Here is a 21,868-nt window from a genome sequence, read left to right on the forward strand (position 1 = left end):
GTCGAGCCAGCTGCTGAATTGCCAGCGATGGTTCGCCAGTGCGGTAACCTGGCTGGCGAACTGGCTTTGCGCGAACGCGAGGGCGTCCGGGCCTTCCATGAAAACGGCGTGGGCGATGATAGATGTCGGCATGCGCGCAGGATTGGGGCGGGAGGGGCTTGCTGCAAGTAGCTCCGGGCTTGCCTGCAACGCCCGGCGCCCGGCGTCAACTGGTTGTGCCGCTATGCCGCAAGTATTACGCTTTTGGCGATACGAACATGCCCGACACGTCCTCCAAACCCGCAACGCCGAACGAACCCGCCAAGCAAGAGCGGGCCGTAACGCCCGTTTTGCCCGTGCCGGGCAAGGAACACAACGAGCGGCCGGCGCCGGACCCCACGCGCTACGGCGATTGGGAAAAGAACGGACGCTGCATCGACTTCTGATCCGTCGCGTCAGCGCGCCACGGTAGGGTGGCGAAGCGGCGGGTGCGCGGAAGCGGTTGGCGGTGCACGGGTATCAGCGATTCCACCCAGGATAGCCGCCATGGCACAGACGCAACGACCGCTTTCACCGCACCTACAGATATATAAGTGGCAAGTGCAGATGGTGACGTCCATCCTGCATCGCGCCACCGGCATCGCCCTCACCGTGGGCACCTTGATCGTCGTATGGGGCCTGGTCGCCCTGGCCGCCGGCGAAGATGCGTTCAACCAGTTCAAGATCTGCATGGGCAGCCCGCTCGGCATGATCCTGATGATCGGCTGGACCTGGTCGCTGTTCTACCACCTGTGTAACGGCATCCGTCACCTGATCCAGGACGCCGGCGCCGGCTACGCCATCACCCAGTTCGTGCGTTCGAGCTGGCTGACCGTGATCGGCAGCCTGGTACTCACCTTGATTGTCTGGGGCTACGTGCTCTCCGCCGGAGGTGCCGCATGAGCGCCAACTCAAAAGACCTGCGACATCCGCTGAAGCGCGCACGCGGCCTGGGTTCGGCCCAGTTCGGCGTAGGCCACTGGTGGACCCAGCGCACTACCGCCGTCGCGCTGATCGCGCTGGGCATCTGGTTCGTGATCCTGGTGCTGGGCCTGGTGCACGGCGATTACGCCGCCGCGCGCGCCGCGGTGGCCAAGCCGTGGAACGCGGTGCTGCTGATCGCCTTCCTGGTCAGCATGTTCTGGCATGCGGTGCTGGGCATGCAGGTGGTCATCGAGGATTACGTACACACCCACTGGAAGGAAGTCACGCTTCTGGTGGCCATCAAGTTTATCGCCGTGCTGTGCGTGCTGGCCGGCACGCTGGCGGTGCTGCGCATCGCACTGGGAGCCTGAGGTCGATGGAAGCCTACAAAGTTCAGCAGCACAAGTACGACGTGGTGGTGGTCGGCGCCGGCGGCGCGGGCCTGCGCGCCACGTTTGGCCTGGCCGAAAAAGGCCTGAAGGCCGCGTGCATCACCAAGGTGTTCCCGACCCGCTCGCACACCGTGGCCGCGCAGGGCGGCATCGCCGCGGCGCTCGGCAACATGGGCGAAGACGACTGGCGCTTCCACTTCTACGACACCATCAAGGGTTCGGACTGGCTGGGCGACCAGGACGCGATCGAATACATGTGCCGCGAGGCGATTCCGTCGATCCTGGAGCTGGAACACTACGGTGTGCCGTTCTCGCGCACCGACGATGGCCGCATCTACCAGCGTCCGTTCGGCGGCATGACCACGCATTACGGCAAGGGCACCGCGCAGCGCACCTGCGCCGCGGCGGATCGCACCGGTCACGCCATTTTGCACACGCTGTACCAGCAGGCGCTGGCGCATGACGCTACGTTCTTTATCGAATACTTCGCCATCGACCTGATCTTCGACGACGAAGGCGTGTGCCGCGGCGTGCTGGCGCTCGACATGAACGAGGGCACGCTGCACCTGTTCCGTGGCCAGGCGGTGGTGCTTGCCACCGGCGGCTACGGTCGCGCGTATTTCAGCGCCACTTCCGCGCATACCTGCACCGGCGATGGCGGCGGCATGGTGCTGCGCGCAGGCCTCGCGCTGCAGGACATGGAATTCGTGCAGTTCCATCCCACTGGCATCTACGGCGCCGGCTGCCTGATCACCGAAGGCGTGCGCGGCGAGGGTGGTTATCTCACCAATTCCAAGGGCGAGCGCTTCATGGAGCGCTATGCGCCGAGCGCGAAGGATCTCGCTTCGCGTGACGTGGTCAGCCGCGCGATGACGGTGGAAATCCGCGAAGGCCGTGGCGTGGGCGAGCACAAGGATCACGTGCATCTGAACCTGATGCACCTGGGTCCGGAAGTGATCCACGAACGCCTGCCCGGCATCGCCGAATCGGCGCGCATCTTCGCCGGCGTGGACGTCACCAAGGAGCCGATCCCGGTGTTGCCGACCGTGCACTACAACATGGGCGGCATTCCCACCAACTATCACGGCGAAGTGGTGCAGAAGAAGGGCGATGACGTTGACGCCGTGGTGCCCGGCCTGTTCGCCATTGGCGAGGCGGCCTGCGTGTCGGTGCACGGCGCCAATCGCCTGGGCTCCAACTCGCTGCTCGACCTGGTGGTGTTCGGTCGCGCGGTCTCGCATCGCTGCGCCGAGATCATCAAGCCGGGCATGGCACACAAGGATCTTCCCGCCAGCGCGCTGGATAAAGCCTTGGGTCGCTTCGATGGCCTGCGCAACGCCAACGGCGGCACGCCGACGGCGAAGATCCGCCTGAACATGCAGCGCACCATGCAGGATGACGCCGCGGTGTTTCGCACTGGCGAAACGCTCAAGGCGGGCTCCAAGAAGATCTCCGAGGTGTACGACTCCTTCAAGGACGTGCGCGTCAGCGACCGTTCGCTGGTGTGGAATTCCGACCTGATCGAAACGCTGGAACTGTCCAACCTGCTGGGCCAGGCTGTCGCCACCATGCACTCGGCCGAGCAGCGTCCGGAAAGCCGCGGCGCGCATGCGCGTGAAGACTTCCCCGAGCGCGACGATCACAACTGGATGAAACACACCCTGGTGAAGGTCGACGAAGCCGGCAAGACAAGCTTCGATTTCCGTCCGGTGCACATGTATACGCTCACCGGCGAAGTCGAAGTCGTGCCGCCCAAAAAGCGCGTCTATTAATTCTGGAGAGGCAATCGTGGCCGAGTTCACGCTACCGAAGAATTCCAAGATCCAGCCGGGCAAGCACTATCCGGCGAAAGACGCGAAGAAACCGCGTACGTTCCGCATCTACCGCTGGTCGCCGGACGATGGCCAGAACCCGCGCATCGACACGTACGAAGTCGATATGGCCAGCTGTGGCCCGATGGTTCTGGACGCGCTCCTGAAGATCAAGAACGAGATCGATCCCACTCTCACGCTGCGCCGCTCCTGCCGCGAAGGCATCTGCGGTTCGTGCGCGATGAACATCGACGGCACCAACACGCTGGCTTGCACCAAGTCGATCGAGGAATGCGCGTCGGGCGATGTGAAGATTTATCCGCTGCCGCACATGCCGGTGGTGAAGGATCTGGTGCCCGATCTCACGCACTTCTATGCACAGTTCGCCTCGATCAAGCCGTGGTTGCGCACGCAGAGCGCCACGCCGGACCGCGAGCGCCTGCAGTCGCCGGAAGATCGCAAGAAGCTCGACGGCCTGTACGAGTGCATCCTGTGCGCCTGCTGCTCCACCAGCTGTCCGAGCTACTGGTGGAACGGCGATCGTTACCTGGGTCCGGCGATCCTGCTGCAGGCCTATCGCTGGATCGTCGACTCGCGCGACGAAGACACCGGCGCGCGCCTGGACGATCTGGAAGATCCGTTCAAGCTGTATCGTTGCCACACCATCATGAACTGCGCACGCACTTGCCCGAAGGGTTTGAATCCGGCGAAGGCGATTGCGGAGATCAAGAAGTTGCTGGTGGCGCGGCGGTCGGCTTAAGGTTCGTTATTGACCGACTTCGCCGTAGTAAAGCGCCTTGGCGAAGGCCGGAACCGGCCAGTTAGGTAAACCGCGCGAAGCACACAAAATCTAGATTGAGTGCTTCGCGCGACGCATTTGAACTGGATCCCGGCTTTCGCCGGGATGACGGCAACGCAAGATTGGCCCTCGAGCATTTATGGACGAAGCCCGCCTAAAACGCCTCCACTGGCGCACCCGCCGCGGCACGCGCGAACTGGACGCCCTGTTCGGCGGCTGGCTGGAAACCTCTTTTCCCACCGCCGAGCCGGCGCTTCAACAAGCCTTCGACGAACTGCTCGGCGTGCAGGACCCGGACCTTTGGGACTGGGTGATGGGCCACGCCAGGCCGCCGCGCGCCGATTGGCAGGCGATCATTGATGACATCCGCGCCCGCCATCGGCTTTGAATACCGGCCGTCGCGCTGGGTGCCGCGCCTGTTCGTGGCCGTTACCTGCCTGACCGTGGTTGCCGTCATGCTCTCGGGCGCTCCGCTGCTCATGCGTGTCGTATTGGCATCGGCTTTGGTTGCCGCTTGCGCTCAGGCGATCCGCTGCCTGCAGCTGCCGATCTCCGCGGTGGGCTGGGCCGGCCGCAGCGGCTGGACGTTGCGCGGCCTGGATGGCGCGGACGATGCGGCGGCGCTGCTGTCGTTTCGCATCGTGGGTCAGGCGGTTCTGCTGCGCCTGGTCAGCGGACGCTACGGCAAGCTCACGCTGTGGCTGATGCCGGACAACACCGATGCCGATATCCGGCGGCGCTTGCGCATGCGCCTGGCCGTGGTGGCGGGGGACGGCAAACCGTAGGTTGGGGTGCGAACCCCAACATTGGGATCTATGCGGATGGCGATGTTGGGGTTTGCACCCCAACCTACGGGCGTCCGCCATTGCCCGCCACGCCCACTTCGGGCACTCTGCGCGCGCGGCACGGTCTTATGGAGTCCTTAAGTCCCGCCGCCTACGTCCCTGAAGCGAAGCCCCCATGTTCCGACCGCTCGAGCTTTTCATCGGCCTGCGCTACGTCCGCGCCAAGCGGCGCAATCAGTTCATCTCCTTCATCTCCACCGTGTCCATCGTGTGCATCACCATCAGCGTGATGGCGCTGATCACGGTAATGTCGGTGATGAACGGCTTCGACTACCAGCTGCGCTCGCGCATCCTCGGCGCCATTTCCGATGCCACGGTGTCCGGCCTGCCGGGCGAGACGGTGCAGAACTGGCAATATGCCGTGCAGCAGGTAAAGGCCAACCCGCATGTGCGCGGCGCAGCTCCGTACGTGGAGATCCAGTCGTTTCTGCAGGGGCAGCGTTCCAGTGGCGCGATGGTGCGCGGTATCGACACGGTGCAGGAGCCGAATGTGTCGGATATCAACAAGCATATGATCGCCGGTTCGTTCGATTCGCTGACGCCCCGCAGTTGGAACATCGTCCTCGGTAAAGACCTTGCCTTGCAGCTTGGGGTGAATGTTGGGGACAAGGTCACGATGGTGGTGCCGGAACTGCGCACGTCGCTGCTCGGCGCCATGCCCCGCGTGCGCGGGTTTACCGTAAGCGGCATTTTTGAAATGGGTATGGAGGAGTTCGACTCAGGCCTCGGTCTGATCAACATCAAGGATGCCGAGGCGCTCAAAAGCATCGACGGCCCCACCGGCATCCGCTTGAAGCTCGACAATCTCTACAACGCCGCTCCCGTCGCACGCGAACTAGCCGATACGCTAGGGCAGATCTACAGCGTGACCACCTGGATGGACAGCCACGCGAACTTCTTCTCCGCCATCTCGATGGAGAAGAAAGTGATGTTCATCATTCTCTCGCTGATCATCCTGGTGGCGGTGATCAACCTGATCTCCATGCTGATGATGCTGGTTACCGACAAGCAGGCCGATATCGCCATCCTGCGCACCCTGGGTTCCACGCCGCGCAGCATCATGGGCATGTTCATGGTGCAAGGCGTGCTGGTGGGATTTGTCGGTATCGGTTTCGGTGTTGGACTGGGCTCGCTGCTGTCGTGGCGGCTGCCCGGCATCGTGAAATGGATCGAGCATGTCACCGGCGTCACCTTCCTCTCGCCGGACGTCTATTACATCAGCGAGGTACCCAGCCGCCTCGATTGGCACGACGTAGTGTCGGTGTCGCTGGTGACCTTCCTGTTCTCCTTGCTGGCGACGCTGTATCCCGCGTGGCGCGCCTCGCGTACGCAACCGGCCCAGGCGCTGCGCTATGAGTAATCCGATGACGAAGGCTGCCAACCCCATCGTGCTGCGTGCCAGCCACGTCGCCAAGACCTACGAGGAAGGCGATCTGCACACCACGGTGCTGACCAATGCGAGCTTTACGCTCAAGCGCGGCGAAACGCTGGCGATCGTCGGCGCTTCCGGTTCCGGCAAGAGCACGCTGCTGCACATCATCGGCGGACTGGATACGCTCTCCGGCGGCGAAGTGGAGGTGGAAGGGCAAACGCTTTCCAAGTTGTCCGACGCCGAGCGCGGCCGCGTGCGCAATCGTTCGCTCGGCTTCATCTACCAGTTCCACCACCTGCTGCCGGAATTCACCGCACTGGAAAACGTGTGCATGCCCTTGCTTATCCGTGGTGTGGGCATTCCTGAGGCGCAGAAGCAGGCGGCGGCGTTGCTGGAGCGCGTCGGGCTGGGCAAACGCCTGGAACACAAGCCTTCCGAACTTTCCGGCGGCGAGCGCCAGCGCTGCGCAGTGGCGCGCGCATTGGTGACGCGCCCTTCCTGCGTGCTGGGCGACGAGCCCACCGGCAATCTCGACGAAGACAACGCCGCGCACGTGTACGAGCTGATGCTGGAGTTGAATCGCGAGATCGGTACCAGCTTCATCCTGGTGACGCACGACAGCCGGCTGGCAGCGCGCATGGATCGCACACTCGAACTGCACAACGGCGAGCTGCGCGAAAAAGCGTAATCTCCGGTAGGTTGGGTTGAGGCGCAGCCGAAAACCCAACATGCCATGCATATCCCGACGTTGGGGTTCGGCTACGCCTCAGCCCAACCTACGTGAAGTTCAAGGCATCAACCCGTCAGCGCGTTGAGCCAGCCCCTTACAAGGTTGCTTGTGCGCCTGCGCTAGCGTCGCAGGTATGGTGAAGCAATTGACGTATCCGGGCGCCATTGCGTGCGCACTTGCGTTGTTGATAGGCATGTCCGCAGTGCAATGGTTGCCGTCGTTGCCACCGCGCTGGGCGATGGGAACGATCGCGGCGTGCGCCTTGGCCGCCGCATGGTTTTTCCCGCGTGCCCGTTGGTTCGCCATCGTAGTGCTCGGCTTCGCATGGGCAGCATGGCGTGGCAGTGTGGCGATGGAAGCGCGCTTGCCCAAAGCCTGGGAAGGCCAGGATTTCCTGGTTACCGGCCGCATCGTCGGGCTGGCGCAGGCCGGTGCCGATGCGACCAGCGCGCTGTTTCGCATCGAGCAGGCTACGCGCGATGGACATGTAGTGCCTTGGCGCGGACTTGCGCGCATCAGTTGGTACGACACGCCGACGGCGGATCCGGAACCCTGCTCGCAATGGCAATTGCTGCTGCGCCTGCGCAGGCCACGCGGCATGGTCAACCCCGGTGGCGCGGACAGCGAACGCAGCGCGCTGGCACGCGGTATCGCAGCCATGGGTTATGTGCGCAGTGATCCAGGCAACCAACGCCTGAGCGTGAGTACGTTCTGCCTGGATCGCTTACGCGGCTCGCTCGCCGAAGGCATCCAGGCGCGCGTGCATGATCCGCACGATGCCGCCTTGCTGCGCGCTTTCACCGTGGGCGATACGCGCGGATTGGAACAGCACGATTGGAATGTCGCGCGCGCAAACGGCATTTCGCACCTGCTGGCCATTTCGGGTTTCCACGTGGGCGTGGCGGCGGTTTTCGGTGCGTGGCTGTGCACGGCGCTCTATTGGCTTTGGCCTGCACTTGCCTTGCGCTGCCCGCACGCACAGGCGCAGGCATTGTTCGCCTTGGCGTCTGCATCCGCGTACGGTGCGCTGGCCGGCCTGGGCATGCCCACGGTGCGCACGATGATCATGATCGCCGCCTTCGCGCTGGCGCGCTGCGGCCGGCGCGCGGCAGGGTCCGGGCACGCGCTGGCCGTTGCGATGATCGCCATCCTGCTGGTGAATCCCACGGCGGTGCTGGAGGCGGGTTTCTGGTTGTCCTTCGTCGGCGTGACGTTCCTGATCTTGTGCATGGACGCGAAAGGACGCGGGCTGCGTGCCTTCCTGCGCGAACTGACGCTGGGGCAATTGGTGATGACGATTGCGCTGTTGCCGCTGACGCTGTGGTTTTTCGGCGAAGCCTCGCTGGTCGGCGCTTTGTCCAACCTGTTTGCGGTGCCATTCGTCAGCTTCGTGATCGTGCCGTGCGCATTGCTCGGCATGCTGCTGTTGATGCTGTGTCCACCGTTGGCGACACCGGTGCTGCGCGTGGCCGAATGGTTGACGCATGCGCAGTGGTGGTTGCTCGAGCAGACCGCTACTTGGCCGGGCGCGCAGTGGTATTTGCCAGCGGTGACGCCGTGGGCGTTGTTGCTGGCCACCTTGGGCGCAATCTGGCTGTTCATGCCGCGGGGCATGCCGATGCGCGCGTTCGGCGCGTTGCTGTTTTTGCCGTTGCTGTGGCCGACGCGGCATCTGCCGGAAGCTGGCGCCTTCCAGGCGTGGGTGCTGGATGTGGGTCAGGGGCTTTCGGTGGTGGTGCGCACGCATGGGCATGCCCTGGTTTATGACGCAGGCGCGCGCTATCCCTCGCAATTCGATCTCGGCACGGCGGTGGTGATTCCATCGCTGCATGCGCTCGGCGTCGATCGACTGGACATGCTGATGATCAGCCACGCCGACAATGATCATGCTGGCGGCGCGCCCGCCGTGGCGGCGGCGTTTCCGATGGCGCAACGCTATTCGGGCGAACCGGCGCGCATGCGCCTTCCGATGGCGCAATGCCTGGCCGGGCAGCAATGGGAATGGGATGGCGTGCGCTTTCGCGTACTGAGCCCCGCCACGGCGTCGACGAAAACCAAGGCCAACGATCTTTCCTGCGTGCTGCTGGTGGAGGGACGAGCAGGGCGTCTGTTGCTGACCGGCGACATCGCAATGGGCACCGAACCGCAGGTAGCCGCAGCGCTGGAACCCGGCCCGCGGCCGATCCTGCAGGTGCCGCATCACGGCAGCAAAAGCTCGTCCAGCACGGAGTTCATTGCTGCGGTCCAGCCTGAACTGGCAGTGGTTTCCGCGGGCTGGCGCAACCGTTTTGGCCATCCGCGGGCGGATGTCATGCAGCGTTATGCCACGGCAGGCGTAGCGGTGTTGAATACCGCGGTGGACGGCGCCGTTCAGCTTGATTTCCCCACCACCGCGCCGGCGTACGTGGGCGCGCGATGGCGCTTGCTTGAGCGGCGCTACTGGCGGGAGTGAATTGCCCAAAACCGCACGGTGCACCCCTGCGAGCCTTCTGGGCGCCATGCCGCCTGTGCGGAATTACTCAGAGCATCCCTAACGACGCTGTTATGATGGCCGCTTCCGCAGACGGCCAGGGCCGGGAGTTCGTTGTGGGTGATTTGGGTCAGATTCTGATGGCAGGCGGCTGGGCCATGGCGCCCATCCTGATCTGTTCGGCGGTGGCATTGGCGATCGTGCTGGAGCGGTGGTGGACCTTGCGGCGCAATTCGGTGCTGCCGCCGGGGTTGTCGCAGGAAGTGCGCGAATGGGCGCGCTCCGATCAGCTCGATCCGGCGCATCTGGAAAAGCTCGCCACCGGCTCGCCGCTGGGCGAATTGCTGGCCGCCGCCTTGGCCGTGCGCCAGCACTCGCGCGACCTGATCAAGGAACGCATCGAGGACACCGGCCGCCACGTCGTGCATCGCATGGAGCGTTACCTCAACACGCTAGGCACCATTGCGCTGATCGGCCCGCTGCTGGGCCTGTTCGGCACCGTGATCGGCCTGATCCGCATGTTCATGCAGGTGATGGTCGGCGGCATGGCCGATCCCACCAAGATGGCCGGTGGCATCGGCGAAGCGCTGATCTGCACCGCGGCGGGTCTTACGGTGGCGATTCCGGCGTATGTGCTGCATCGCTATTTCCGTTCCAAGGTGGCCGGCTACGTGGTGGAGATGGAAAAGCAGGCGACGCTGCTGCTAGACGATCTCACGCTTTCCACGCAACCGGCCGCGCCGCGTACGCGCCGCGCGCCGCTGTCCGGCGACAAGGCGTCGGTCTAAGCCATGCGCATTGGTAACGATCGCCGCAACGACGATTTCGAGATCAACGTGGTCTCGCTGATCGACGTGCTGCTGACCTTGTTGATGTTCTTCGTGCTCACCACCACCTTCGTGCAGCACTCGCGCCTGAAAGTGAACCTGCCGCAAGCCAGCGCGGAAGATCGCGACATGCAGCCGCCGGCAATCACCGTGATGGTGGATCGCGAAGGCCATTTCTACGTCGGCAGCGATGAAGTCGCCGGCAGCGGCGTGGATGCCGTGAAACAGGCCATCGCACGCGTGGCCGGCGACGATCGCAACCAGACCGTCACCATCCGCGCCGACGCCATGACGGCGCACCAGAACGTGGTTACCGCGATGGACGCGCTGGGCCAGCTGGGCTTTACTCATCTTTCCATCGCCACGACGCCGTCGCAGGCGGAAACGGGCAAATGAGCGAAGGCAAAAAGAAGGTTTCGCTCTGGGACGCAGAGAGCAGGCGCACGTACAAACGTCTGCTCGGCTATTCGGGCCGCTACTGGCCGGTGATCCTGGTATCGGTCATCGGCTTTGCGGTGGATGGTGGGGCCCTGGCTTTTTTCACCAGCAAGCTGCAGCCGATCATGGACAAGCTGCTGCAACAGAAAGACCCGTATCTCATTCGCTGGATGCCGATCTGGATCATCGGCATCTTCCTGGTACGCGGTGTGGCCATCCTCGTCAGTAACTATGGCATGGGCTACATCTCGCGCCACGTGGTGCAGCGCATGCAACGTGACGTGTTTGCGGCTTATTTGCGCTTGCCCGCTGCTTTTTTTGGTAAAGAGCATTCAGGGCACCAGATCTCGCGCATCACCTACACCAGTGAGCAAATCGCCGGCGCAGCGACGGATGCGCTGAAGGTGTCGGTGACCGAGAGCATCACCGTGCTCGGCATGTTCATCGTGATGCTCTACAAGAGTCTCTATCTCACGACGGCATTGTTGATCCTGGTGCCCGCCATCGTCCTGATCGCTTCCGCGGTAAGTCGCCGGTATCGCGTCGTGAGCCGGCGTATCCAGGGCATGATGGGATCGGTTACCGGCACCGTGGATGAAACCGTGCGGGCGCATCGCGAAGTGCGCATCTATGGCGGGCAGGAGCAGGCGGACGCGCGCTTCAAGCAGGTTTCCGATCGCGCCCGTTATCTCAATCTCAAGATTGTGGCGACCAGCGCGCTTTCGGGATCGTCCATCCAGACGGTGGCCTCGCTGGCGCTGGCGGGCATGGTGTTCCTGGCTTCGCGTCCCTCGCAGATCGATCACATCTCGCCGGGTGTGTTCATCGCGGTGCTCACGGCCATGGGTGGCATGCTCTCGTCATTGAAGCGGCTGACCAACGTGCAATCCACCATGCAGACCGGCATTGCGGCCGCGGAGAATCTGTTCGCGGTACTGGACCTGCCGCCGGAAGTGGATCAGGGCAGCAAGGTTCTGCAACGCACCAACGGCGATCTGCGTTTCGAAGACGTACGCCTGGTTTATTCCAGCGGCGAATTGGAAGCGCTCGCCGGTGTGAGCCTGCACTGCATGCCCGGTACGGTTACTGCGCTGGTGGGCCGTTCCGGCAGCGGCAAGAGCAGCCTGGTCAGCCTGTTGCCGCGCTTCAATGCGCCAACCAGCGGACGCATCCTGCTGGATGGTGAGGACTACGAGCATTACACCCTGTCCTCGCTGCGCAAGCAGATCGCCTGGGTGGGGCAAAGCGTGGTGCTGTTCGACGGAACGGTGGCCGAGAACATCGCCTATGGCGAGTTGGCCGGCGCCAGCGAACAGGACATCATCGCCGCCGCCGAAGCGGCCAACGCGATGGAATTCATCCAGCGCCTGCCGCAAGGCATCCACAGCCCCATCGGCGAGGGCGGCAGCATGCTTTCCGGCGGCCAGCGCCAGCGCATCGCCATCGCCCGCGCGATTCTCAAGAACGCACCGATCCTGGTGCTGGACGAAGCGACCAGCGCGCTGGATACCGAATCCGAACGTCTGATCCAGCAAGCGCTGCAGCGCCTGATGCGCGACCGCACCACGCTGGTGATCGCCCATCGCCTGTCCACCATCGAACATGCCGACCAGATCGCCGTGATGGACCAGGGTCGCATCATCGAACGCGGCACGCATGCCGAGCTGATGGCATTGGGCGGTCATTACGCGGCGCTGCACCGCATGCAGTTCAACGAACATCCCGCCGCGGTTGCCGCCGACTGACGATGCGCCTGGCCGACACGCTCCAGGCAGGTTGGTACGAGGGAAAGCCACTGCCGTGGTGGTGTTATCCGCTGTCGAAACTTTACGCCGTTGTGGTGGCGATGCGCCGGGCGCTGTATCGGCTCGGCTGGTTGCGCACGGTGCGGCTGGCTTGCCCGGTGATCGTGGTCGGCAATCTCACCGCGGGCGGCGCGGGGAAAACGCCGCTCACCTTGGCGCTGGCCGAAACATTGCGCGAGCACGGCTATCGTCCCGGCGTGGTAAGCCGCGGTTACGGCGGGACCAGCCGCGAGCCGATGCTGCTGGGCGATTCGCCCGACCCCGTCGAGGCCGGCGACGAACCTTGCGTGATACGCGCCAGCGGCGTACCGGTGGCGATTGGCCGGGATCGTCCCGCCGCGGCGCAATTGCTGCTCGATGCCGGTTGCAATGTGGTGATCGCCGACGATGGCCTGCAGCACTACCGCCTGGCGCGCGATATCGAGATCTGCGTGATCGACGGTGCGCGGCGTTTCGGCAACGCGCGCCTGTTGCCGGCCGGACCGTTGCGCGAATCCATGCACCGCCTGGCGCGGGTGGATTTTCGTATCTGCAACGGCGGCGATGCACAGGAAGGCGAAGTGCCCATGCGCCTGCATGGCGGTTCGGTGCGCGCGCTGGTGGATGAACGCGAACTGCCCATCGCCCATTTTGCCGGCCGGCGAGTGCATGCAGTGGCGGCCATCGGCCATCCGCAGCGCTTCTTTGCGAGCCTGGCCGAACAGGGGCTGGACGTGATTACGCATCCATTTCCCGACCACCACGCCTTCATGCCGGCCGATCTTACTTTCCGCGACGAACTGCCCGTGCTGATGACCGAAAAGGATGCGGTGAAATGCTGGGCATTCGCCCAACCGCATTGGTGGAGCGTACCGGTCAAGGCCCAATTGCCGGCGAGTTTCCATCGGGCCTTGCTCGCGCGGCTTGCGGCCAAAGCACGGCCGTAGGCGATGGCGGTATCATAGGCGCCATTTCCGGCGCCATGCCGGCACTTTTGCGCGAGGTTTTGCATGAGCCTGATCCAGGTACCGGTTTCCTTCGGCGAGCTGATCGACAAGATCACCATCCTGGAGATCAAGGCGCGCCAGATTTCCGATCCCGCCAAGCTGGTCAACGTGCACAACGAGCTCAACCTGCTCAACGCCACCTGGGCCAACGACCACGCCTCGCAAACCGACATCAGCAAGGAACGCGCGCACCTGCTCGCCGTGAACGAGGCGCTGTGGGATATCGAAGACCGCATCCGCCTGAAGGAAAAAGCGCAGGCGTTCGATGCAGAGTTCATCGAACTGGCCCGCTCGGTGTATTTCAAGAACGACGAGCGCGCGGCAGTGAAGCGCGAGATCAATGTCAAGCTGGGCTCGCAGCTGGTGGAAGAGAAGTCGTATCAGGATTATCGGGCGAAGTAACTCTTAGCCATGATGTCCAACATGGGTTGGGTTAGCGCAGCGTAACCCAGCGATGCCGCATCGAATATGCTAGGTGAAACACCACAGGGGAGTTCACCGTATGCGCCGATGGAATGGTTTGCTGGGACTGCTGTTCGTGGTTTCACCCTTGCTGGCACAGGACGTCCCTCCTGCATTGCGCGATTGGGAGGGCTGGGTCCTGCACGACGTTCCCGAGCACGACTGCCCCTTTCTGGCCACCAGTAGCCCGGATACTGATAGTTATCAGTGCATCTGGCCGGGCCGCCTGAGCATCGATGCGGGCAAGAACGGCGGCCGTTTCAAGCTCGACGTACGCGTGGACGCCGCGAGCTGGGTGGCTCTTCCGGGTGATGAGCACAGTTGGCCGCAGCAGGTGACGGTTAACAACAAGCCGTGGCCGGTGCTGAATCGCGACGGCCAGCCGGCGCTGCGGCTGGAGGCGGGCGAATACGCTATCCAGGGAAATCTGCCGTGGGAGGCGCGTCCCGCACGCCTGCGTGTACCGCTGTCGATCGGCTTGGTTTCGTTGAACGTGGACGGCGGCGCGGTCGATCGCATCGAGCGCAACGGCGATCAGCTGACGCTTGGCGAAGCCGCAGCGGCACAGCGCCAGGCGGATGCGCTTTCGGTACGCGTCTATCGCCATCTGACCGATGGCATGCCAGCACTGCTGGACACACAGTTGCAGTTGAACGTGACGGGCAGTGCACGCGAACAGCTATTGGGGCCCGCGTTGCCGAAGGGCTTTATCGCTACTTCGTTGGAGAGCGACGTACCTGCACAGTGGGAACCTGACGGCCGGCTGCGCCTGCAATTGCGGCCGGGCCAGTGGACTGTGCATGTGTCTGCCCGCGCGGTCGATACCTTGCACGCAGTGACCATCACTTCGCCAGCTGAGCCATGGCCAAAGCAGGAAGTGTGGAGCTATAGCGACGATCCCGGATTGCGCAGCACGCGTGTCGAAGGCCGCGCCACCGATGCAGCACAAGCGGGCGTGCCGGCGGATTGGCGTGAGCTGCCGGCCTACGCGCTCGATCAAGGCAACGGCTTGGTGATCGAACAGGGCGCGCGTGGCGGCGAGGGCGAAGCGGGCGACCAGATCCACCTTCAGCGCGAAATATGGCTCGATTTCGACGGCCGCGGTTTCAACGTCAGCGATCACCTCACTGGAACATTGCAGCGCGCACAACGCCTGGATGTCGGCGCACCATGGCAACTGCTGCAGGCGTCGTCGCACGAACGCACCCCTTTGCTGGTTACCGACGCCGGCCAGGGGCGGACGGGCGTCGAATTGCGTGATTCGAATTTGGATCTGCAGGCAGGTTTGCGCGTGGCCGATCGCAGCGGCTCGCTGCCCGGCGCGGGATGGCTCGTTCCCCTGGAAAACATCGACGCCGTGTTGCATCTGCCGTTTGGCTATCGCTTGATCGGCGCGAGCGGTGTGGACCGTTCGCCTGATTCATGGATAGGGAAATGGAGCTTGTTGGACCTGTTCGTCGTCGCGCTGATCGCCCTGCTGGCGGGGCGACTGCTGGGTTGGCGCTGGGCTGTGCTTGCGGCGCTTTTCCTGGTTCTGTCGCAGCACGAAGCGGGTGCGCCGCGTTGGACGCTCGGTTTGGCGCTGGCATTGGCCTTGTTGATGCGTGCGCTGCCGGTCGGACGCTTGCGCTGGAGCGCGCAGATTGCCAGCACGTTGGCGCTTGCCTTGGCGGTGTTGTGGACATTGCCGTTCGCAAAGATGCAACTGGAATACGCATTGCACCCGCAATTGGAAGGCAACGGGGGCTACATGGCGTTGGCAGAGCGCATGCAAGCGGCTGGTTATGGCGAAGCCGAACAGAAAGCGAAAAAGCGGCAACCTGTGCCCGAGCTGGCTGAAATGAGCGCGCCACCGGCGCCCGCGCCACCCGCTCCCCCGGCGGGAATCGACGTGGTGCCCAAACCTCTCAACGTCAGAGTGCTGGGCGGATACTCGCCTGGCGTGTCCGCCATGTACCAGACGGACAGCCACAGCATCATTCAAGCGGGTGCCGGCGTGCCCGGTTGGGATGTCGGCAACAACTATCAATTGGGGTGGTCCGGGCCGGTCGCGCCTGAGCAACGCATGCGGCTGGTGATTGCGCCCGCATGGCTTGTGCGACTGCTGCGCGTGGCAATGCTGGGCTTGCTGCTGATGCTGCTGGGACGTTTCGCGCGCAACGTCATCAAGCCATCGGATGCATCGTGGCGCATGCCGCGCATGAACGCCACGGCGGCAGCATGCCTGCTGTTGGCGGCCCTGCCGCATGCCGCTCGCGCCCAGGCGACGCCCAGCCCGGACATGTTGCAGCAATTGCACCGTCGGTTGCTGGAAGCACCCAAGTGCGCACCCGATTGCGCGGTGATCGCCGCGGCCACCATGCAGGCGAAAGATGCGCAAATCACCCTGCAACTGGAAGCGCATGTCGGCGCGCCGGTTGCATTGCCGTTGCCGCAGGTCGGCGCGGGCGTGCAGCTTATCGGCGTAACGGTGGATGGCCACGGTAACGCGACGATCGGCAAACGCGACGCGCAGGTACTGGCCAGGCTGGAGCCTGGCGTGCATCGCATTGATTTGAACTATCGCGCCCAACCCACTGACAGCATCACTTTGAACTTCGCATTACGTCCGCAATGGATGACGTTCAACGGACAAGGCTGGTCACTCGATGGCATCGATGGCGGACGCCTGCTTGGCGATAGCGTCACCCTCAATCGCATTCGCGCGGCCGCCGATGGCAAGCAGGCGCCGCTTCCTCAACAGGCATTTCCACCCTACGTGCGCATCACGCGCGATATCGTGCTGGGCGTGGATTGGACGGTGGTCAACACGGTGGAGCGCGTGGCGCCCAGCGAAGGCGGCTTCAGTCTCCAATTGCCCTTGCTGCCTGGTGAACACCCCTTGGGCGATGGGGTGCGGGTGAGCGACGGGCGCATCGGCGTCACCTTCAATGCCGATGAGAATACGGTTACATGGACCAGTCGGCTCGATCGCGTGGATCATTTGAAGATCACGGCGCCACCGCTTGGCGAGCATGCCGAGGTTTGGGAAGTGCATGCGGCGCCGATCTGGCACGTTCAGGCCGATGGCGTACCGGTCAGCGACAGCAGCGATGGCCTTCGCTTTCAACCGTTGCCGAACGAAACGCTGCAGTTGAGCGTGAGCCGGCCCAAGGCCATCGACGGCGACAGCCTCGCCTTCGACAGCGTGAGTGCAGGCAGCAGCGTGGGCGACCGCGCCACCGAGACGGAACTGACCCTGCTTGCGCGCAGCACGCGCGGTGGCGAGCATGCCATCGCGTTGCCGGCCGGTACCGAATTGCTTGGTGCTACGCGCGACGACGAGCCGCTCAGCCTCGCCGTGAAGGATGGCAAGCTGAGCCTGCCGCTGTTGCCTGGCAAACATCACTACACGTTGCGCCTGCGCGAACCGCGCGGCATCGGCATGCATGCCGGTACGCCTGCGTTTGCCCTGGGTGCGCCGTCGGCGAATATCGGCCTGAACCTGAGGTTGCCGGAGGATCGTTGGGTGTTGTGGACGTGGGGGCCGCAGGTTGGACCGGCGGTGCTCTACTGGTCGCAACTGATCGTGTTGCTGGTGGCGGCGTGGCTGCTCGCGCGTTATGCGCCGACGCCGTTGCGGTTCTACCAGTGGTTGCTGCTGGGGCTGGGCTTCTCGGCATTCGCCTGGAGCGCCTATGCATTCGTGGTGATCTGGCTGATCTTGCTGGGCCTGCGCGCGCGGCATGACGCGATGATGACCAAGCTTGGAGATGCACGCTTCAATCTGCTGCAGGCGCTGCTTGCCGCGGTCACCGTGCTGGCCTTGGCAATGCTGGTATCGGCCGTGCCCAAAGGCCTGCTGGGTTTGCCGGATATGCATGTTGCCGGCAACGGTTCCACCGCATGGGATTTGAATTGGTTTGCCGATCAAGCCAAGGATGTATTGCCGCAGGCCGGCGTGTTCACCGTGTCGCTATGGTTCTACAAGATCGCCATGCTCGCGTGGGCATTATGGCTGGCCAATGCGCTGATCGGATGGTTGCGCTGGGGTTTCGATGCGTGGACCAAGGGCGGTTATTGGAAGAAGCGTGAGCGCAAGCCTGTCAGGCCGCAGTTATCGGATGCACCGAACACATCCCCCTAATCGAGGCGGCGGCGCTGTTGTAGTTGTAGGTTGGGTTGTAACCCAACATCGTTGTCCCACAGGCATGACGATGTTGGGTTGATAACAGTATCTACAGCGAAGCTGCGGCGGCTTCGAAACGCTCGATGACGTCGTCGACGTCGATCAGATCCATGACGCCCGGCTTTTCGATTTTCGTGCCCCAGGGAATCTCGCTTGCCGGCTTGCCGAAATAATGGCGCGAGGCGGCGTCGTATTTGTCGACGCACCAGCGCCGGTCGGAATAGGGGCCGGAGCGCGCGGGGTTGCTGGCGGCGTGCAGGCCGAGCACTTTCAGCCCCACGGTGTTGGCCATGTGCATCGGTCCCGAATCGGGTGTGAGCAATAGCTGCGCGCGGCAGAACATCGCCATCAGTTTCTTCAGCGTGTCTTTGCCGGTGAGGTCGAGCGGCGCGTGTTTGCAGAGCGCCAGGATGGCATCGGCCATGCTGCGTTCGGCCGGGGAGGGGCCGCCGATCAACACCCCGCGCCAGCCGCGTGCGGCGGCATGATCCATCACCGCGGCATAGCGTTCCGCGCGCCAGTTGCGCAAGGCATGGCTGGAAGTGGGGCTGATCAGCAGCACGGGACGATCGTCCGGCCATTGTCCGGCCGCCCATACCCGGGCTTCGTCGGGAATCGGAATGTCCCAGCGCACCTCGGTCTGCTTCAGGCCGAGCGGCTCGCAGAAGCTGCCGATCGCCTGCAGCACGTGCTCGCCGCTGCGGGCGGGGATGCGTTCGTTGATCACCAGGCCATGCAGATCCTTGGAACGCGCCCGGTCATAACCGATGCGGCGCTCGGCCTTGATGCCCAGGCTCAACAGGTTGGAGCGCAAGGCCACCTGCATCTGCAGCAGCGCATCGAAACGCCGCCCACGCAGCGCGGCGTGCACTTCGCGCATGCCGGCCCAGCCGGCGCCTTTGTCGAAAGTGACGAATTCCACCCCGGGCAGGTCGCCGACCAGCTTGCGTTCCAGCTTGCCGACGATCCAGGTCAGCGCCGCCTGCGGCCAGGCGCGCTGCAGCGTGTGGACCAGCGGCACCACGTGGGTGACGTCGCCGATGGCCGAGGTGCGCAGCAGGCAGATGGAAGCGGGATGGGACATGTAGAATTGAGGGATGCTCGGATTCATTTTTTGCGTGGGCGTCACCGGCTTTGTCTGTTCGCAGGCCATAGGACCGTCGGCGAAGGCAGACTGGCCGTCTGCCAAGACGATGGGCCGAAGGCATGCGGACAGACAGAGCCGGCCCGAAGGGTGATGTCCAGAAGGCCCGCAGAATGTGCCGCGCGGCTTGGCAAGACGGCCAGTCTTCCCAGCGCCACGCACACACCCTGCGGGCCTTCTGGACATCATGCCACCTACGCAAAATGAATCCGAGCATCCCTTAGGCAATGAGAGACCGAGCTGCAGCACCGATGCACGAGCAACTGCGCCAAGACGCCAAGGGTGCGATTCTGTTCGACGCCACCGTGTCGCCACAAGTCGATGGCGCCTGGTTCGACGTCGAGCATTGGCGGCAGCAGGGAGCGCTCAGCACGCAGCCCGGTGGACGCGGCGGCGTGGCGGTGATTCGCACGCCCGCTGGCGAATGCGTGCTGCGGCACTATCGCCGCGGCGGCATGGTGGCCTCGCTGATGGGCGATCGATACCTGTGGACCGGCGCGGACCGCACGCGCAGTTTTCGCGAGTTTCGCTTGTTGCAGGCTATGGCTCGGTTGCAATTGCCGGTGCCGCAGGTGGTAGCGGCCTGTTATCGGCGCAGCGGGCCTTATTACCGGGCGGATCTCATCATGCAGCGTTTGCCGGAAACGCAGACATTGACGCAATGCGTAGCGCAGAATCGCCTGGATACCGAACTGGCCGACGAGGTGGGTGCGTTGGTGGCGCGGTTCCATCGCGCAGCCGTATGGCATGCCGATCTCAACGCGCACAATGTGCTGGTCGCGCCATCGGGGCTTTATCTGGTGGATTTCGATCGCGGCCGCCTGCGTGCGCCGGCGCTGAGCTGGCGCATGGCCAACCTGCAGCGGCTGCGTCGGTCGCTGTTCAAGATAGGCGCCGCGGTGCAGGGCGAGACGGTGTTCGATCAAACGATCTGGACACCGCTGATGCACGGTTACGAGCGGACAATGAGCGCATGACTTGGCATCTGCATTTTCTCGGCACCGGCGCCGCGCACGCGGTGGAATTGGGTTCGTCGTCCGCGGTGCTGGAACGCAGCGGCAAACCGATGCTGTTGATCGATTGCGGTCCGGATACGCTGGATCGCTACTACGCTGCGTACGGCGAGCTGCCGCGCAATATCTACATCACGCACACGCATATGGATCACGTCGGCGGCCTGGAACGCCTGTTCACCCGCGTGTGGTTCGATGAAGCCTTGCGTGGAAAAACGCGTGTGTTCGCGCACGCGGCGCTGGTGCCATGGTTGCAGACGCGTGTGGCCGACTATCCCGGCGTGCTGGCCGAAGGCGGCGTGAATTATTGGGAAGCGTTCCGGCTGGTGCCGTGTTCGCGCGGTTTCTGGCTGGACGGCTGGTGGTTCGATGTGTTCGCTACCAGACATCACCGTCCGGGCACCTCGTTCGGCGTGGCGCTGCCGGGCAGTTTTGTGTTCACCGGCGACACGCGGCCGATTCCCGAAGTGCTGGCGCAGTACGAGGGCGGGCAGGAATGGATTGCGCACGATTGCGGCTTGGTGGGCAATCCGTCGCATACGGGCATCGACGATATCGAGCGTGAGTACGAGGAAGGGCTGCGTGCCCGATTGGTGCTGTATCACTACGGCAGCAAGGCCGATGGCGAGGCGCTGGCGGCGCGCGGATATCGCATTGCGCGCGCGGGCGAGCGCGTGGCGTTGGCGGCGCCGCTGCCGCCGGGAGCGAACGCGGGGTAGGTTGGGGGGCAAACCCCAACGTCACCCTGACGGAGCGTTCCGGGTGTTGGGGTTTGCACCCCAACCTACGCCAGTTCCGGGAGCCAGGCACCTCACGCATCTTGTCTGCAATCCGGCCAGCGGCTATCCTTCCGCTTCTTTGCTGGCCATCCACCAGCAGAGTGGTTTTTGCGTGCGGAGAGGTGTCCGAGTGGTTGAAGGAGCACGCCTGGAAAGTGTGTATACGGCTTATCCCCGTATCGCGGGTTCGACAAAATTCGTCGGGAACGAATTTTGGACAGCCGCAGGCTGGCCCCGGAGCGCGTAGCGCGCAGGGGTGAGGCCCAGGACGGGCCGAACCATCCCGCCCGATCATGCACGTACAACTAGAGTTTTATCCCGGAGAGGTGTCCGAGTGGTTGAAGGAGCACGCCTGGAAAGTGTGTATACGGCTTATCCCCGTATCGCGGGTTCGAATCCCGCCCTCTCCGCCAGTTCAAACGACGAAGCTGGCGACAACTTGTAAACAGACAGGTCCAGCACCAGTTTCAGGGCTTCGATGCCCACCCTATGGTGGCCCCGTCGGTCCCCCCGCGACGATAGTTCGCAAACCCCGCCAGGTCCGGAAGGAAGCAACGGTAGCGGATGATTCGGGTGCCGGGGTGTGGCTGGCGGGGCCGCCGCCTTTTGAGCGGGTGTTAGCCTGTCTCGCATGACTTGCCATCCTGGACTTGGCACAATCGGTCTTTAGGCCCAAGCACCCTTTCGCATGTCCTATCAGGTACTCGCGCGCAAATGGCGCCCCCGCAAGTTCGCCGAACTCGTCGGTCAGGAGCATGTCGTACGTGCGCTCACCAACGCGCTCGACAGCGGGCGCATGCATCATGCCTATCTCTTCACCGGTACGCGCGGCGTCGGCAAGACCACCATCGCGCGCATCTTCGCCAAGTCGCTGAACTGCGAGCG

At 63.8% G+C, this 21,868-nt stretch carries 19 protein-coding genes, 2 tRNA genes, 1 other RNA gene and 1 pseudogene; 22 read left to right on the forward strand and 1 reads right to left on the reverse strand.

Annotated elements, in window-relative coordinates; all coding sequences use genetic code 11:
* The first annotated feature begins 257 nt into the window (after positions 1 to 257).
* The 16 genes from ACTHNE_RS13050 to ACTHNE_RS13125 all read left to right on the forward strand — a co-directional run bounded on the left by ACTHNE_RS13050 (position 258) and on the right by ACTHNE_RS13125 (position 18,005).
* Positions 258 to 425 carry a DUF1674 domain-containing protein gene (locus ACTHNE_RS13050; protein ID WP_324942947.1) on the forward strand — a complete coding sequence of 56 codons (168 nt, stop codon included), beginning with the start codon at positions 258 to 260 and terminating at the stop codon, positions 423 to 425.
* 100 nt (positions 426 to 525) lie between these two features.
* Positions 526 to 921 (forward strand): succinate dehydrogenase, cytochrome b556 subunit, encoded by a 396-nt coding sequence (gene sdhC, locus ACTHNE_RS13055; RefSeq protein ID WP_324942944.1) that lies wholly within the window; start codon positions 526 to 528, stop codon positions 919 to 921.
* On the forward strand, positions 918 to 1,313 hold the full coding sequence (gene sdhD / locus ACTHNE_RS13060; RefSeq protein WP_324942941.1) for a succinate dehydrogenase, hydrophobic membrane anchor protein: 396 nt from the start codon (positions 918 to 920) through the stop codon (positions 1,311 to 1,313). The genes sdhC and sdhD overlap by 4 nt, the downstream gene beginning before the upstream one ends.
* Before the next feature lie 5 nt (positions 1,314 to 1,318).
* Positions 1,319 to 3,106: a succinate dehydrogenase flavoprotein subunit gene (sdhA, locus tag ACTHNE_RS13065; RefSeq protein WP_324942938.1), complete on the forward strand. Its 1,788-nt coding sequence runs from the start codon at positions 1,319 to 1,321 to the stop codon at positions 3,104 to 3,106.
* Positions 3,107 to 3,122: 16 nt separating this feature from the next.
* On the forward strand, positions 3,123 to 3,905 hold the full coding sequence (locus tag ACTHNE_RS13070) for a succinate dehydrogenase iron-sulfur subunit (RefSeq protein WP_324942935.1): 783 nt from the start codon (positions 3,123 to 3,125) through the stop codon (positions 3,903 to 3,905).
* 178 nt (positions 3,906 to 4,083) lie between these two features.
* Positions 4,084 to 4,332, forward strand: coding sequence for an FAD assembly factor SdhE (locus tag ACTHNE_RS13075; RefSeq protein ID WP_324942932.1), 249 nt, complete (start codon positions 4,084 to 4,086; stop codon positions 4,330 to 4,332).
* The gene (locus tag ACTHNE_RS13080) at positions 4,304 to 4,729 is read left to right on the forward strand and encodes a hypothetical protein (RefSeq protein ID WP_324942928.1); all 426 of its coding nucleotides are present in this window, start codon (positions 4,304 to 4,306) and stop codon (positions 4,727 to 4,729) included. Before ACTHNE_RS13075 ends, ACTHNE_RS13080 begins: the two co-directional genes overlap by 29 nt.
* Before the next feature lie 175 nt (positions 4,730 to 4,904).
* Positions 4,905 to 6,149, forward strand: coding sequence for a lipoprotein-releasing ABC transporter permease subunit (locus tag ACTHNE_RS13085; RefSeq protein ID WP_324942924.1), 1,245 nt, complete (start codon positions 4,905 to 4,907; stop codon positions 6,147 to 6,149).
* 4 nt (positions 6,150 to 6,153) lie between these two features.
* Positions 6,154 to 6,849: a lipoprotein-releasing ABC transporter ATP-binding protein LolD gene (gene lolD / locus ACTHNE_RS13090; protein WP_324942922.1), complete on the forward strand. Its 696-nt coding sequence runs from the start codon at positions 6,154 to 6,156 to the stop codon at positions 6,847 to 6,849.
* 175 nt (positions 6,850 to 7,024) lie between these two features.
* Positions 7,025 to 9,343: a DNA internalization-related competence protein ComEC/Rec2 gene (locus ACTHNE_RS13095; RefSeq protein ID WP_440269460.1), complete on the forward strand. Its 2,319-nt coding sequence runs from the start codon at positions 7,025 to 7,027 to the stop codon at positions 9,341 to 9,343.
* Positions 9,344 to 9,486: 143 nt separating this feature from the next.
* Complete coding sequence (locus ACTHNE_RS13100) at positions 9,487 to 10,149, forward strand: MotA/TolQ/ExbB proton channel family protein (protein WP_324942960.1); 663 nt, start codon at positions 9,487 to 9,489, stop codon at positions 10,147 to 10,149.
* 3 nt (positions 10,150 to 10,152) lie between these two features.
* The gene (locus ACTHNE_RS13105) at positions 10,153 to 10,584 is read left to right on the forward strand and encodes an ExbD/TolR family protein (protein WP_324942915.1); all 432 of its coding nucleotides are present in this window, start codon (positions 10,153 to 10,155) and stop codon (positions 10,582 to 10,584) included.
* Complete coding sequence (msbA, locus tag ACTHNE_RS13110) at positions 10,581 to 12,371, forward strand: lipid A export permease/ATP-binding protein MsbA (protein ID WP_324942912.1); 1,791 nt, start codon at positions 10,581 to 10,583, stop codon at positions 12,369 to 12,371. Before ACTHNE_RS13105 ends, msbA begins: the two co-directional genes overlap by 4 nt.
* A 2-nt stretch (positions 12,372 to 12,373) precedes the next feature.
* Positions 12,374 to 13,357 carry a tetraacyldisaccharide 4'-kinase gene (gene lpxK / locus ACTHNE_RS13115; protein WP_324942909.1) on the forward strand — a complete coding sequence of 328 codons (984 nt, stop codon included), beginning with the start codon at positions 12,374 to 12,376 and terminating at the stop codon, positions 13,355 to 13,357.
* Between the two features lie 63 nt (positions 13,358 to 13,420).
* The gene (locus tag ACTHNE_RS13120; protein ID WP_324942906.1) at positions 13,421 to 13,819 is read left to right on the forward strand and encodes a DUF6165 family protein; all 399 of its coding nucleotides are present in this window, start codon (positions 13,421 to 13,423) and stop codon (positions 13,817 to 13,819) included.
* Between the two features lie 100 nt (positions 13,820 to 13,919).
* A complete protein-coding gene (locus ACTHNE_RS13125) occupies positions 13,920 to 18,005 on the forward strand; it encodes a hypothetical protein (protein ID WP_440269461.1) in 4,086 nt (1,361 codons plus the stop codon).
* Between the two features lie 91 nt (positions 18,006 to 18,096).
* On the opposite strand, the gene ACTHNE_RS13130 is transcribed toward ACTHNE_RS13125, so the two are convergent.
* Positions 18,097 to 19,131: a glycosyltransferase family 9 protein gene (locus tag ACTHNE_RS13130; protein ID WP_440269462.1), complete on the reverse strand. Its 1,035-nt coding sequence runs from the start codon at positions 19,129 to 19,131 to the stop codon at positions 18,097 to 18,099.
* A gap of 311 nt (positions 19,132 to 19,442) precedes the next feature.
* On the opposite strand from ACTHNE_RS13130, the gene ACTHNE_RS13135 reads away from it, so the two are divergent.
* The 6 genes and pseudogenes from ACTHNE_RS13135 to ACTHNE_RS13160 form a co-directional block, all read left to right on the forward strand.
* A complete protein-coding gene (locus tag ACTHNE_RS13135; protein ID WP_324942896.1) occupies positions 19,443 to 20,168 on the forward strand; it encodes a 3-deoxy-D-manno-octulosonic acid kinase in 726 nt (241 codons plus the stop codon).
* Positions 20,165 to 20,923, forward strand: a complete 759-nt coding sequence (locus tag ACTHNE_RS13140) for an MBL fold metallo-hydrolase (protein WP_324942893.1) — start codon at positions 20,165 to 20,167, stop codon at positions 20,921 to 20,923. Before ACTHNE_RS13135 ends, ACTHNE_RS13140 begins: the two co-directional genes overlap by 4 nt.
* Positions 20,924 to 21,097: 174 nt before the next feature.
* Positions 21,098 to 21,281: transfer RNA gene (locus ACTHNE_RS13145), tRNA-Ser, on the forward strand.
* Between the two features lie 22 nt (positions 21,282 to 21,303).
* Positions 21,304 to 21,396: transfer RNA gene (locus ACTHNE_RS13150), tRNA-Ser, on the forward strand.
* 86 nt (positions 21,397 to 21,482) lie between these two features.
* An RNA gene (ffs, locus tag ACTHNE_RS13155) (signal recognition particle sRNA small type) lies at positions 21,483 to 21,579 on the forward strand.
* 92 nt (positions 21,580 to 21,671) lie between these two features.
* Positions 21,672 to 21,868 (forward strand): annotated as a pseudogene (locus ACTHNE_RS13160) (DNA polymerase III subunit gamma/tau); the annotation flags it as partial.

It is taken from the genome of Dyella sp. (assembly GCF_051954575.1).
Lineage (GTDB): Bacteria > Pseudomonadota > Gammaproteobacteria > Xanthomonadales > Rhodanobacteraceae > Dyella_B.